Annotated in this window: 13 protein-coding genes; 2 read left to right on the top strand and 11 right to left on the bottom strand. The window is 40.3% G+C overall.

Annotation, left to right across the window (positions count from 1 at the left end; genetic code table 11):
- Positions 1-46: 46 nt before the first annotated feature.
- The 4 genes from NST59_RS08425 to NST59_RS08410 form a co-directional block, all read right to left on the bottom strand.
- Entirely contained in the window at positions 47-1195 is a 1149-nt protein-coding gene (locus NST59_RS08425; RefSeq protein ID WP_034281920.1) for a Rap family tetratricopeptide repeat protein, read from the bottom strand.
- A gap of 162 nt (positions 1196-1357) precedes the next feature.
- Positions 1358-2107 (bottom strand): poly-gamma-glutamate hydrolase family protein, encoded by a 750-nt coding sequence (locus NST59_RS08420; protein ID WP_039178752.1) that lies wholly within the window; start codon positions 2105-2107, stop codon positions 1358-1360.
- A gap of 309 nt (positions 2108-2416) precedes the next feature.
- A complete protein-coding gene (locus NST59_RS08415; protein ID WP_039178750.1) occupies positions 2417-2890 on the bottom strand; it encodes a CarD family transcriptional regulator in 474 nt (157 codons plus the stop codon).
- Between the two features lie 244 nt (positions 2891-3134).
- The gene (locus NST59_RS08410; protein WP_058837650.1) at positions 3135-3392 is read right to left on the bottom strand and encodes a hypothetical protein; all 258 of its coding nucleotides are present in this window, start codon (positions 3390-3392) and stop codon (positions 3135-3137) included.
- Between the two features lie 68 nt (positions 3393-3460).
- Between NST59_RS08410 and NST59_RS08405 the strand changes: the two genes are divergently transcribed.
- Together NST59_RS08405 and bslA are read left to right on the top strand one after the other, a co-directional pair.
- Complete coding sequence (locus tag NST59_RS08405) at positions 3461-3865, top strand: hypothetical protein (RefSeq protein ID WP_047203896.1); 405 nt, start codon at positions 3461-3463, stop codon at positions 3863-3865.
- 123 nt (positions 3866-3988) lie between these two features.
- On the top strand, positions 3989-4516 hold the full coding sequence (gene bslA, locus NST59_RS08400) for a biofilm surface layer hydrophobin BslA (protein ID WP_247544167.1): 528 nt from the start codon (positions 3989-3991) through the stop codon (positions 4514-4516).
- Positions 4517-4552: 36 nt separating this feature from the next.
- On the opposite strand, the gene mutL is transcribed toward bslA, so the two are convergent.
- The 7 genes from mutL to tdh all read right to left on the bottom strand — a co-directional run bounded on the left by mutL (position 4553) and on the right by tdh (position 14545).
- Positions 4553-6454: a DNA mismatch repair endonuclease MutL gene (gene mutL / locus NST59_RS08395; protein ID WP_341040559.1), complete on the bottom strand. Its 1902-nt coding sequence runs from the start codon at positions 6452-6454 to the stop codon at positions 4553-4555.
- Between the two features lie 21 nt (positions 6455-6475).
- Positions 6476-9052: a DNA mismatch repair protein MutS gene (gene mutS, locus NST59_RS08390; protein WP_341040558.1), complete on the bottom strand. Its 2577-nt coding sequence runs from the start codon at positions 9050-9052 to the stop codon at positions 6476-6478.
- A 124-nt stretch (positions 9053-9176) separates the two neighbouring features.
- A complete protein-coding gene (cotE, locus tag NST59_RS08385) occupies positions 9177-9722 on the bottom strand; it encodes an outer spore coat protein CotE (protein ID WP_039178732.1) in 546 nt (181 codons plus the stop codon).
- A 468-nt stretch (positions 9723-10190) separates the two neighbouring features.
- Entirely contained in the window at positions 10191-10625 is a 435-nt protein-coding gene (locus tag NST59_RS08380) for a RicAFT regulatory complex protein RicA family protein (protein WP_338594951.1), read from the bottom strand.
- 1 nt (position 10626) lies between these two features.
- Positions 10627-12153 (bottom strand): tRNA (N6-isopentenyl adenosine(37)-C2)-methylthiotransferase MiaB, encoded by a 1527-nt coding sequence (gene miaB / locus NST59_RS08375; RefSeq protein WP_034281907.1) that lies wholly within the window; start codon positions 12151-12153, stop codon positions 10627-10629.
- Positions 12154-12302: 149 nt separating this feature from the next.
- Positions 12303-13481 carry a glycine C-acetyltransferase gene (locus tag NST59_RS08370; protein ID WP_144491241.1) on the bottom strand — a complete coding sequence of 393 codons (1179 nt, stop codon included), beginning with the start codon at positions 13479-13481 and terminating at the stop codon, positions 12303-12305.
- A complete protein-coding gene (gene tdh / locus NST59_RS08365; RefSeq protein ID WP_039178727.1) occupies positions 13481-14545 on the bottom strand; it encodes an L-threonine 3-dehydrogenase in 1065 nt (354 codons plus the stop codon). Before tdh ends, NST59_RS08370 begins: the two co-directional genes overlap by 1 nt.
- Positions 14546-14644: the final 99 nt, after the last annotated feature.

Raw genomic sequence — 14644 nt, 5'->3', positions numbered from 1 at the left:
TCATTTTTAAGTGTGAAGTCTTTCATCTACTTGAGCAGCTGACATGTTATGCTTCGTTCTCATACATCTCATCTCCTTTTTGAATGTGCGTACGCGCTTCGATCACAATCTCAAAAAAAGTGGAAGATTCCTTGTACATGTCGCGTTCCTTATAATAATTAGCCGCATCAAGTGCTAATTCCTCTAAATCAGCAAACATTTTTTTATTTCTCAGGCCAAAAAGGGCCGACCTCAATTGCTCACAGCCGTCTTTCTCTATATAGAGCGCCTGTAAAAATTGGAATTTCAACTGATAAATTTCATCTTCCAATACACAAGCCTCTTTCATTCCTGTAGAGATGGCCTCGCCCGCCCGCTGAATATCTCCGAGTTTAAAACAAGTAAGGGCAAGTGAAAACAACGATTTGATCATCGTGGATGCTTGATCTTTCTGATAAAGTGAAATGGCTTGTTCAAAAAAGACAGTCGCTGTATGGTACGTTCCCATACTATAATGACAAGTGCCTAAGTTATTAAGAGCCATTGCTTTAAAGTAAGATGTACATTCTTTTTGTTCCATCGCTTCACAGACTTTTAACGCTTTTTCTAAATAAGGAAGCGCTTTTTGATACTGATTGACATCAATCCAATTACCTGCCATGACAAAATCACATTGAATGCTTCTTTTTCCATAAAGCTGATGTTTCTTATAGATGTCTCTCGCCTTTTTAGCATAGTGCATGGAGAAATAAGTTTGTTTCATATGATAGTATACTTCTGCGATTTTATAGTAGAATTCTGCTTTTTCGATCTCATCTGTCACTAAAATCAGTTGATGTTCCGCATGCTTGTAATATGAAATGGCCTCGATATACCGGCGCTGGATAAACGCATACATTCCATGAAAAAAATGAAAATAATAGCCTAGTAAGCCTGTCATCTCATCTTCTGCATCGTCAATTTCTTTAGGAAAGGACACTGCTTGAAGCGTTTCACTCCCTGCATGGACGGGCGCTAAGTGCTGAAGCATCATTTGATGGCGAAAATCCATTAGGGAATAATATAGGAGTAAATCTTGATCCTCTTCCATATCATGAATTTCTTCTTCAACAAGGCGCTTCATGCCGTTTGCCTGTTCAACTTCAAATTTGCAAATATGCGTGTACCATTGATTGATCTTTACACCTACTTCGGAAGATGGTATTTTGTGTGCCATCCACTTCAGCCCCATTCTATCATATCAAACTGATAACTATTATTTTACATAATTTATGTTTTTAAGGCAAATTGTAAGTTATTACATATTTTATGCTCAAATCGCATATTCCTATCTTTTTTACCAAGTTTAAATAGAGTACTTTTGCCCATCAAAACTTTTTTACGAAGACGGGTCGAATTCTCTTAATACTTCTTTTAACGCATTGATATAACGTCTGAATGCTTTTTTCTTTCCTTTTCTCGTATCAAAATTGTCAAAAAAAGCTTCTCTTTGCGCTGTACTAATTTCTAGTTGAACACTTTCACCACTTGCATTTTGATTATTTATATTTTTAGGATCTGTACCAGAAAGCCGTTCGCCTTTTTGTACCATTTCTGCGGAAAATCCTCGATCTCTTAGTTCTCGCACAACCGCTCTTTGCATTTTTTCATTTGTGCCGCCAACGAGCGTGTGTCTTTTATCACTTTTATAGCCGTGGATGGAAATTGAAAAAGGATACGTTTTAATCATTTGAACCAAAACGGGTTCATCAAAATTAGTACTCGTGATATGCAGGTCCCGGTTATTGTCTTGCTTTGTACCTTCGAACAAATATGTAGAATAGCTTTCTTGAAAGGCTTCTACAATTTCACTTGTTCCTGGTTCAATCTCACCTCCATGAGGAGAAAATACGAGTAAATCACTTCCGCCCTTTTCGTGAAATTCTATCTCGTACCCTTCTTTTTCATGTCGTATGAGCTGTTTAAAGCTTTCGTATTGATCACCTTGTTTTCGCTCTTTTTGATACTTTTCTACCTCTTGATAATGCTTCTTTTGCTCTTTTTTTTCTTGAACAGAATGGGTGCATTTCACCATTAAAAGAGTACACAGAATAAGAAAGATGAATCCACATATTAGTAACCTTTTCATTTCACCGCTCCTTTTTTCTCTTAGGTGTCATCTTACCGCAATATTTTACTATCAATGGCTTAAAAAATTCAAAGGTTGTCCGGCTCATTTGAATGAATCAGGAAAACTTACCTGTTTTTAATGTCATCTAGGTATATCAGAGGTCTTTGAATTTTTGTTGTCCGCGTAAAAACTAAATCGTATGACCTCATTTCAATATTAGTTAAAACCACCTACAAAAATGCCAATATTACTCTTTTTTTCAAAACAAAAAAGCTGTAAACAAAGGAGTCTCCTCTTCTGTTTACAGCTAGTCTCTGTATATCATCATTACATTCTTAATTCATTCTCTAAAGCTGTCATCACTTCATCTTGCGACAGTCCCTGTGCAAGTGAAATCTCACTCACTAACATGCCTCTTGCATCTTCAAGCATCTTCTTTTCACTTGAATTTAATGCTTTCTTCTGATTTCGTCTCATCAGATCTTTAACAACGTCTGCACCATCTTCGATCGCACCTGTTTTTAGCTTTTTCAGATTTTCATCATATCTTTGCTTCCAAGTAAGCGTGTCGTCGTTTGTTTCTTCTGCAAAATTGTTCATCACAACTTTCAGCGTTGCTTGATCTGCTACCGGACGTATACCTAGTTGATTGATTCTGCCTTTTGGGACCATCATCTGCATATTCGGCATTTGAATCAGAAAATATTCCTGCGTCTTACCTAAAATCTCTTTTTCTTCCATTCCTTCAATCACACCGGCTCCATGCATTGGATAAACAATTTTATCACCTATTTGAAACAAATCCGCCACCTCCGAAAGTATTCACAATATCATTATAACACATTTCATCAGAGGATAAAAATTTATATTTTATCATGTTAATTTAGCACTAGTCAATTCTTTTTATTTGAGTTTTTTCAGAAAAAGCCTTTTTTATAAAAGAAGTGAGAGCATCCAGTCCTCATGACTCTTTCTTGCATATACTAGCATTGAGTCACATTTAGGAGGGATGACAATGTGCAAATGCAAGTGCAAACATTCCCACTCAAACTGTCATAAAAAGCATGACGATCATCACCATGAGGATCCATGTAAAGAAAAAAAGTATTGTCATAAAAAAGATAAATGGTTTGAGAGCGATTTTTGGGATACCTCTCGAAGCTACGATCCCTGTTATTTTCCTAAAAGTGTCTGCAGCAGATGTAAAAAGCGTCGTAGAAGAAGACATCGCTACGAAATTTAAGGCTTGACGCTTTACCTGCTTTTCCTTTTCCCGGCTGAAAAGCCGGTTTTTTTCTTTCATATGGATAGGCTCATCAAGTAAATCTGTCTCATAGGATATGGCAACCTGACATAAAGGATGAGATATACATGAACGATATGAACAGCCAAATGAATCATTATCACCAAGAAAATCCCTATCACACATTTGAAAATGTGTATACAGCCAATCATGAGCATATGATCGCACCAAACATGCATGATCATATGAATATGCCAAACCATTATCATAGCGGCAAAAAAGATATGTATAATGCGCACCATCCACATCATCATTCACCCTATTCAACGTTTCCAAATCAGCATGATTACTTTTCAAAGCATGTTCCAATGAAGGACCACCATCATCTAGGCCATTATGGTGGGTACGGGATGATGCCGCACCATCCATACGGTTATCAAGATATGCATATGATGATGCCAACAAACCAGCAAATGCCTGGCCATTTTTACGGAATGAATCAACCAAATGCGCTATTCCCCCGCTATTACTAAAGAATGACAAAATAAGGGTATAATATCCCATTTAATACCATATGGTAATATGGTAACATTATAGGTAAATAATGGGTGTAATCATCTATTATTTACCTATATTCAACAAGGGGGAAGGAAAAAATGAAAAAAACATGGACGATTCTTATGATGGGGATGCTCACATTGGTTATGGCGCTATCAGTACCACTTTCTGCATCTGCTGAAGGAGCCGAAAGCAAAGCATCAACCAATGTAAAGCCAGCTGCGCTTTACGCTAAAATTACAGGAGCTAGTAAGCAGGAATGGTCTTATTCTGACATTGAGCTGACGTACAGCCCAAATTCAGTTTTAAGTCTTGGTACAGTTGAGTTCACATTGCCAAAGGGTTTCCAAGCAACAACGAAAGACATTATGAACGGTAAAGCATTAAAAGACAGTTACATTTTGAACAACGGGCAAACCGTTCGTATTCCGCTCAGATTGGATTTACTTGGAATTTCCAAGTATACATTAAAGCTTTCACATAAAGTACTTCCTGCTGCAGGTACATATACGTTCCGCGCAGAAAATCGAGCACTCAGCATCGGTTCTACATTTTATGCAGAAGATACGCTTGATATTAATACACGGCCAGTTGTGGTCACACCGCCAGATCCTTGCGGATGCTAAAGAAAAAAGCGCTCTGTTAAGAGCGCTTTTTTTATATCACATCACCCGTTTAAACATTTTCTCCATTTCATAGGTCGAGTGATGAATAATGATCGGGCGGCCGTGCGGACAGGTGAATGGATCCTTCGTTGTCCGGAGTTCATCTAATAAGGCTTTGATTTCATCATGACGCAAATGACGATTTGCTTTGATTGAGCCTTTGCAGCTCATCATAATCGCCGCTTCTTCTCTCAGTTTCTTGATGTCAACACGTTTTTCATTAAGCACTTGCTCTATAATCTCTTCGATCAGTTCAGCCTCTTCACCTTTCGGAAACCACTGCGGATGCGAACGAACGATGTAGCTTCCTGAACCAAAGGGCTCTAAGAAGACACCCACTTTCGCTAGAATATCCTTATGCTCTTCAATGATCAGCATATCGTTTTTAGAGTAGTGAAATGTTAAGGGGACGAGCATTTCTTGCACTTCCTGTTCGATCTCTCCCACCTTCTCACGATAATACTCATACTTGATTCGCTCTTGAGCTGCATGCTGGTCAATGATATAAAGTCCTCGTTCATTTTGAGCCAAAATATATGTGCCGTGCATTTGCCCAATTGGATACATCACAGGGACGCGTTCGTTTTCAGGCATCGTCTCTGTCACATCTTCATATAGTACCGTCTCTTCATCTTCAAATGAAGCGGCGGATTCCTCTAAATGAATACGCTCAGATGATACTTCTTCATAAGATACTGGTGATGATGCTTCTGTCTTCTCTTGTTTAGGCATCCCATATGCATCGGTATAACTTGTCTCGTATATGACCGACTCGTGCGGCTCCGGCTGATAGGTTAGCGGTGTTTCCGGTTGGCTTTGGTTTCCTTGTTTCGCATCAAAGGTTAAGGATTGCTGCTCATTTTTCACAGCTGGTATTGGTGCTTTTTTTGGTACTGAGGCACTTGGAATGAGCTGCTGCTTTTGAAATACTTCCTTAATTCCTTGTTTAATCAGCTCATGAAGTTCCTGTTCTTTACTTAGTCTCACTTCAAGCTTCGAAGGATGAACGTTCACATCCACTAAAATCGGATCCATCTTCATCTCAATAAATGTAATTGGATGACGGCCAATTGGAAGCAGCGTGTGATATCCTTCATGGATCGCTTTCACGAGCGGAAAATGTTTGACATATCGGCCGTTTACAACAGAAGACATATAATTCCGTGATGCCCTCGTCACTTCAGGTAACGAAATATATCCTTTCACTTCAAAATCAAGTGATTGTACGTGGAGCGGCAGCATTTTTTTCGCCACGGCTGTTCCGTAAATGGCCGCAAGTACATGACGCACATCTCCATTTCCATTCGTTTGGAGGAGAACTTTCCCTTGATGACGCAAACGGATCGATACTTCGGGATGTGCTAGCGCAATTCGGTTGACCACATCCGATATATTACCAAGCTCCGTATGAACGGTTTTCATATATTTCAGGCGAGCTGGCGTATTGTAAAATAAATTGGTGACCACAATCTCAGTGCCGCGGCGGCCAGAGGTTTTTTTCTCTGAAATAATCTTCCCGCCTTGCAAAGCTAAGTGTGTCCCAGCTCCTTCGCCAGTACTTGTTTTCATTTCTAAATGAGAGACAGATGCAATACTTGGCAGTGCCTCTCCCCTGAATCCAAGGGTTCTGACACGGAACAGATCATTTTCGTCTTTGATTTTGCTCGTTGCATGACGCTGGAAGGCGAGCTTACAATCTTCAGCATCGATTCCAACCCCATTATCAATAATCCTTATAGAAGAAAGACCTGCTTCTTCTACATCGATTTCAATCACTGTACTTTTTGCATCGATCGCATTTTCCACAAGCTCCTTTACAACAGAAGCTGGGCGCTCGACCACTTCACCTGCAGCAATTTTATTGGATAGGTCATCGGATAACTGAATAATCTTTGCCATTTCTGCTCACCTCACCTTACATTATAATTTCTTTTGTAATTCATACAGCTTTGTCATAGCTTCAAGCGGCGTCATATCCATTAGGTTGTATGATTTTAATTCATCGATGACCGCTTGATCTTTCTGTTTTAGGACAGCTTTTGGCTGCGGTTTCTCCTCTACTTCAAAGAAGGATAGCTGCTGTTTTTCTTCAGTCTTTTCTACTTTTGGTGCTACAGATACGTTCGGGGTCACGTCATGTGATCCGCTCTCAAGCTCCGTTAAAATGGTCTGGGCTCTATTGATGATGGCATCAGGTAATTCAGCTAGCTGCGCTACATGAATACCATAGCTTTTATCAGCTGCACCTTCTTTGATTTGATGTAAGAAAACGACTGTGCCTTCATGCTCTTCAGCGCGCACATGAACATTTTTCAGCTCGCTTAATTGAGATTCAAGAACCGTAAGCTCATGGTAATGTGTAGAAAATAGGGTTTTGGCCCCAATATGATCATGAACAAATTCAATGATCGCCTGCGCAAGCGCCATTCCATCATAGGTGCTTGTCCCACGTCCAATTTCATCGAATAGAATCAAGCTGTTTTTCGTTGCGTGCACCATCGCATTTTTTGCTTCGAGCATCTCTACCATAAAAGTACTTTGACCAGAAATCAAATCATCTGCTGCACCAATACGGGTAAAGATTTGATCGAAGATTGGTAGCGTCGCCTTTGACGCAGGTACAAAGCAGCCAATCTGTGCAAGAATCGAGATGAGAGCCATTTGTCTCATATACGTACTTTTCCCTGACATATTCGGTCCAGTGATGAGTAAGGTTTGTCTTCCTTTTCCCATATGGCAGTCATTCGGTACATATTCCTGGTGATCCAGCACTTTTTCAACGACAGGGTGACGGCCATCCTTGACATCCACGTCATCCTCTGAGAATTCCGGACGGATATAACGGCGCTTTTCACTAACAGTCGCAAAGCATTGAAGCGCATCAAGCTCACTCATTTGTTTTGCGAGCAGCTGTAATCTAGGAATATAGCCTTTTACTTGCTCCCTAAGAGCTGTAAATAGTTCATATTCCAATTCGTTAATATTTGATTCTGCTTCAAGAATCAGTGCTTCTTTTTCTTTTAATTCAGGTGTGATATACCGCTCTGCATTGGCAAGCGTTTGTTTTCTTTCATAACGCCCTTCCTCCAGCAGATGTGTATTCGCACGTGTCACTTCGATATAATAACCAAACACTTTATTAAACCCGACTTTTAATGAGCGAATGCCGGTATATTCTCTTTCCTGCTGTTCGAGACGTGCAATCCAGTCCTTTCCGTTTCGGCTGGCATCACGGTATTCATCTAATTTTGCATTGTAGCCATCTTTAATCAAATTGCCTTCTTTTATCGTCATCGGCGGATTTTCATAAAGTGCATCTTCTAATAACTCAAGCAGGTCACCACAAGGATCAATCTCATTCGCTCTTGATTTTGCCATTTCCTCTGGTAATGATTGAACGAGTTGTTTAATATCAGGTACTTGTTTTAAAGATTCCTTGAGCTGGATGAGATCACGGGCATTCACGTTGCCAAATGCCACGCGGCCCGCTAGACGCTCAAGATCATATACTTGCTTTAATCGTTCGCGCAGATCCTCGCGCTCAAAGAAATGATCCATCAGAATTTGCACCATTTCCTGGCGCTCGTTAATTTGCGAAAGACGAATGAGCGGCCGGTCGATCCATTGCTTGAGCAGTCTGCCGCCCATCGCTGTTTTTGTTTCATCTAACAGCCATAATAAAGAGCCTTTTTTGCTTTTTGAACGAATCGTTTCTGTTAATTCAAGGTTTCGTTTTGAGTAAAGATCAATTTTCATCGTTTGTTCAAGCTCAAACACTTGAACTTTCTGAAGGTGATCCAAGCTTCTTTTTTGCGTTCTTCTTAAGTAGGCATATAGTGTTAAAAATGCCGTTTTTAACTTGTCGTCAAGATGGGAAACGAGCTGTTCAGCTTCCTCTAATAGTTCATCACTATCTTCGTATGAAATAGTTGCTTGGCAGCGTTCTTTAAGGGTTTTGGTTGTTTCCTCATCCAGCTGCTTTGACACCACAATTTCTTTTGCACCAACAGAATAAATTTCTGATACGACTTCATCTAATCGATCGATGAAAGCCGCCATGTTTTCACCTGTTGATAAATCAGACAGCGCAAGACCGTATCCATTTTGAAAGCTGGTAACAGACGCAATAAAGTTGTTCTCGTTTTCACTTAAACCTTTACCATCCATGACGGTACCTGGTGTAATCAGTTGAACAACTTCCCTTTTGACTACACCTTTTGCCGTTTTAGGATCTTCCACCTGCTCACAAATGGCGACCTTGTAGCCTTTTGAAATCAACTGTTCTATGTATGCAGAAGCAGAATGATATGGAACACCGCACATTGGAATGGTGCCGCCGTCTCTGCTTGTTAACGTAATTTCCAGTTCTTGCGCCGCTTCTTTCGCATCATCAAAAAACATCTCATAAAAATCGCCTAAGCGAAAAAATAAAAAGGCATCTTGATAATCTGCCTTGATCTTTAAATATTGCTGTATCATGGGCGTATAACTTGCCATATTTCTAATCCCTCACTATATTACTTTCGAATTCATACCATCTTCAATTATAGCATAAAAAATCACCTTTTTTCTCCTAGATCAGGCACAAAAAAACTAGGGGGATATGCGCCCTAGTCATTCCTTACTCTTCTGGATCACCTGCTAGGAACTCTGGATGAATATCCTCTAACTCCTCATCCACTTCTTCTTCCCACTCGTGATCATCTTTTTCTTTCCAGTCTGAATTGACCTCTACAACAATTTTTGTTTCACCGACTACCTCAGCAATGAACTCTCGCTCTGCCTGAACGATAATTTTATTGCCATTTGGAGAAATGGTCACTTCTAAGCAATTGGGCTGCTGCAAAACTTTCGCAATCACTTCGTGCTCATCATCAAGAAAATTTTTATCTTTATATCTCAGTTTAATGATGTCTACATACTTCACACGCTCTGTGACGACTTCTGTTTTCGTGTTGTCAGCGTAAGAGTACCATACGTTAATATCAAATGTTCCTTCGATCTCAACCGTTTTACCGACCTTTTCAGCATCATACTTATGATTAATGATCCAACCACCTAGGATGCTGGTTGGTTTTTGCGATGGAGAAATGGTGTGTGTGCTTTGGGTGAATTTCCTCCCTTTTGCAACCACCGCTTTTGTAATAATTTCTCTGTATTCAGACATTCCGGCATGCCTCCTTGTTCTTGATCGTTTTATCTTATGCTGGGCATTCGTCTAGTGTGTCACGATTTTGAACTTCATGTTCAATTAAATTCATTTCTGTTTCAGTGTATGCATGGTCGCCCATAAACTTGCCTTGAAAATTGGAAAAGTTGGAGAGTGAGAGATTTGGAGTTGACTGAAATGGTGTCATTTGATGTAATAAAGATAGTAGCCCTTCTTTATATAGGGAGGGGATTTTATGAGAGAGTTTCATATTGTAATAAATATTTTTGGATTAAGTATTAAGTTTCAATTCAAATCTTTTAATCTGTAGAATCAATTCATTTTTAGTTGATAACACTTCAATATAATATTTATTTTTTACGAAATACAAGGGCTACTGCATCAACAACAAAATGTTGATGCAGTAGCAAAATACAAATAACATATAATCTATATAATAAAAAACCCCGCATCTGCGGGGTTTTCTCATTTAATGGAGCAACTTGGTGATGAGTTTTTCACTTTTGAACCGGTTTCTCCTAATAAGAGGTCACCGCCGGTTGAAAGAATGATTTCATCTGTTACTTGATTCGAAATTGTGTGCGCTACAAGCTGAAGCAGGGAATTGACTTCCATTTGTGATTCTTTGAATTCTTGAATGACTGGGATGTCATCCAGTTCTTCTTGCAGGGAATCGATTTTTTCTTCGACTTGCTTTAAGGCTTCATGTTTGCCGTAATGCTTTAAGTTCACAGCTTGTTTTTGAAGCGCCTTAATTTGATTAATGATCGTTGAAATTTTTGTATTTTCATTGATTTGCGCTTCTGCTTTTTTGAAGAAATCAACTTCTTCCGTTTCAGAAATCATTTTAGCGAGCTCTCTTGCGCGCTCGACAATCTCTTTCTTTGAATAAAGTGTCATTTTAATTCACCTCGATAGCTTCTCCAACCATTTCTCCGTCAAGAGACCAAGTTTTGGCTTGTGTGATTTTCACTTTGACGATGTTGCCAATCGCTTCTTTTGGTGCTTTAAAATTCACAAGCTTGCTTTTACTTGTATATCCGGCTAGGATCTCAGGGTTGTTTTTACTTTCACCCTCTACTAATACTTCGACAATCTGCCCTTCATATTCCTTCATTTTTTTCGCGGAAATTTCATTCACAAGTGCATTTAGGCGCTGCAGACGTTCTTTTTTCACACGCATTGGCACGTTGTCTTTCATTTTCGCTGCCGGCGTTCCTTCTCTTGGAGAATAAATGAACGTATAAGCGGCATCAAACTCAACCTCGCGATAGAGGGAAAGTGTTTCTTCAAACTGCTCATCTGTTTCATTTGGGAACCCAACAATAATGTCCGTTGTTAATGAAGCATTCGGCATAGCTTCTTTGATTTTGCGCACAAGATCAAGGTAGCGCTCACGGTCATATTTTCTCGCCATAAGCTTCAGCACAGAAGAACTTCCCGATTGTACTGGCAGATGAATATGATCAAGAAGATTTCCGCCCTTGGCTAGCACTTCAATTAAGTGATCATCAAAATCACGCGGGTGACTTGTTGTAAAACGGATACGTGGAATATCAATTTTTCGCAGCTCATCCATCAGGTGGCCAAGACCATATTCCATATCTTCAAAATCTTTTCCATATGCATTCACGTTTTGACCAAGAAGGGTAATTTCCTTATATCCTTCTGCTGCTAAACGTCTGACCTCTTGAATAATTTCGTCTGGGCGGCGGCTTCTTTCCTTGCCGCGCGTATAAGGCACGATACAGTATGTACAGAATTTATCACAGCCGTACATAATATTCACCCAGCCTTTGATTTTACCTTGACGGGCTCTCGGAAGGTTCTCAATCACGTCGCCTTCTTTTGACCAAACCTCAATGACCATTTCTTTTGAAAGGTAGCATTCAGATAACAGCTCTGGCAGGCGGTGAATGTTGTGCGTGCCGAAAATCAAATCAACAAATGGGTGTTTCTTCAAAATACGGCTCACGACAGATTCTTCTTGTGACATACATCCGCATACACCTAAAATTAAATCTGGCTTTTCGCGTTTTAATGCTTTTAAATGACCAAGCTCTCCAAACACTTTGTTTTCTGCATTTTCACGAATAGCACAAGTGTTTAATAAGATGACATTTGCATCTTCCGTTGAATTTGTTGGTTCATAGCCTAGCGCCATAAAAATACCAGCCATCACTTCTGTGTCATGCTCATTCATTTGACAGCCGTATGTGCGAATATAAAACTTGCGGCCGTTCCCTAACCCTTGAAACTGCTCGTCAATTTGAAATTGATTGTATTCGACTTCTTCTTTACCCCGTTTTTTTGCATCTTTTAAGGAAGGCGGAATGTACACAGCTTCAAAATATTTGCTGTAGTCCTTCTCGGATTTTTTGTCCGATGAACTTACTTGTCCGCTCGCTTTTCTCTGCTCTTCATTCATGAATTTGTACTCCTTTCAAACCAAGTTCCACCCTACAGTATAGACTATTTTGTGATGAATTGAAAATAAATCATATACGGTTCTTCTATGAAAATTGTCTATTAGTCATAACCATTTTTCATAAAATGAAAAAGAGAGCCTGCGCTCTCTCAATCAAGTATGTTTAGTTTTTTTGCTTCTTCTTCAATGATTGTCAGTGCCCGGTTTAGTTCTTCTTTTGTGTGCTCGGCTGTGATGATGGCTCTAATTCTTGCCTTGCCTTTTGCTACTGTTGGGAAGGCGATGCCTTGAGCAAACACGCCTCGTTCTATTAAAGCTTTTGAGAAACGAAAAGTAAGTGCTTCGTCTCCAATCATGATTGGGATAATCGGTGTCTCTGTTGGGGCGACTTGAAATCCAAGGCTGATGACCTTTTCTTTAAAATAAGCGGCGTTCTCCCAAAGTGTATCGATTCGCTTCGGTTCATCTAACAGCACTTCAATCGCTTCTTCACACGCTCTAGTCACAGCCGGCGGATGTGAGGTGCTGAATAAAAACGGTCTTGCTTTATGTTTTAAATAATCAATTAAAACCGCTGAACCAGCTACGTAACCGCCGAGCACTCCGACAGCTTTACTAAGGGTCCCGACCTGTATGTGCACTCTGCCGTCGAGTTTAAAATGGTTGACCGTCCCGCGGCCATTCTCACCAAGCACGCCCGAGGCATGCGCATCGTCTACCATGACAAATGCATCATATGCTTCTGCTAGCCTGACGATTTCAGGAAGTGGCGCGATATCACCATCCATTGAGAAAACACCGTCTGTAACGATGAGGCGGACGCGATAATTCATTGATTTTTTCAAAATCTTCTCCAGCTCTTCCATATTGGAATGACTGTATACCTTTTTATCTGCTTTGGTTAGTCGGATTCCATCAATAATTGAGGCATGATTCAGTTCATCCGAAATGACAATATCATCTTTTGTCAGGATACTTGATAAAACCCCTTGGTTGGTCGTAAAGCCTGATTGGAACACAAGGGCTGCCTCTGTCTTTTTAAATGCAGCAAGCTTTTTTTCAAGACGTTCATGCATTGTCATTGTGCCGGCGATGGTTCGTACGGATCCTGTACCCGCTCCGAATTTATCAATCGCCTCTTTTGCTGCTTTCATCAGCCTTGGGTGCGAGGTGAGACCTAAGTAGTTATTTGAGGAGAGTTGTATAACAGATTGTTCATTTAAAGTAACAGTGGATGATTGTTTTGAGTCGATCTCTTTTAAGGTTTGGTGAGTGCCTTGCTGCTTCATTGTTTCCAATTCATCTTGTAAATACGTGAATTCCTTCATCATTTCTTCCCCCTTTGATATGATGGCATCATCAGTACGACTTTTCCGCACGTACCATTCCGCATGAGTTCAAAGCCCTTTTCGAACTCTTCAAATGGCAGTGTGTGAGTGACAACTGGCTTTACATCAATGGTATTCGTTCTTAACAGCTCAGATACTTGACGCCACGTCTCAAACATTTTTCTCCCCGTGATCCCTTGCACAGTTAATCCCCTAAAAACAATTTGGTTCGTAATATCAATTGTCACTGGCCGTTCTGGCAAGCTTAGTATATTGACTTTTCCTCCATTTGCACAAGCTTCGAGTGCTTGATTAATGGCAGCTGGATGACCTGACATCTCACACATTACGTCTGCCCCTTCCATCCGCGTGAGCTGCTTAATCATCGCGACTGGATCATCTTTTCCAATATCCACGATATGATCTGCACCCATTTTTCGGGCTAGATCGAGCCTGTATTCATTTTTATCAACGGCGAACACTTGAACAGCTCCAGAAGCTTTTGCGACAGCGATTGCCATTAAGCCGATTGGTCCGCAGCCAAAAATCGCCACAGATTTACCTGAAACAGGTGTGTGCAGTACTGTATGGACAGCATTTCCTAGCGGCTCTTGTATAGAGGCAAGTTCAACTGGCATTTGAGCCGGATTATGCCACACATTTTGTTCAGGTATTTTGACATATTCAGCAAAACAGCCATCAATGTCTACCCCTAAAATTTTCGTTTCACTGCACAAATGCTGCTGCCCTGTTAAGCACATATAACATTGATTACATACAACATGCGTCTCAGCCGATACAAAATCCCCTACTTTTGCTCGTGAGACCTGCTTCCCCACTTTGACAACTTCCCCTGTAAATTCATGACCAAAAATGTAGGGCGCTTTGACTCGCCCCTTAGCCCAGTCATCCCAATTATAAATATGCACGTCTGTTCCGCATATCGAAGTGGCTTTCACCTTTATCAATACTTCATGATCTTTGATTTCTGGAATCGGCATCTCCGTCAGCACCGCTCCGTAAGCGCTTTCTTTTTTAACAATTGCTTTCATCGTTCCACACATGACGTACAACCCCTTTGTTAAAAAACTTCTCCCAATCAGATTTTAACACGACTTATTTTAGTCGTAAACACCACTGTCTACTAGATAAAGACAAATGAA

The organism is Bacillus sp. FSL R5-0439, from assembly GCF_038008805.1.
Taxonomy (GTDB): Bacteria; Bacillota; Bacilli; order Bacillales; family Bacillaceae; genus Bacillus; species Bacillus safensis.
The sequence above is the reverse complement of the archived record's forward strand: the minus strand, read 5'-3'. Positions and strand labels throughout refer to the sequence as shown.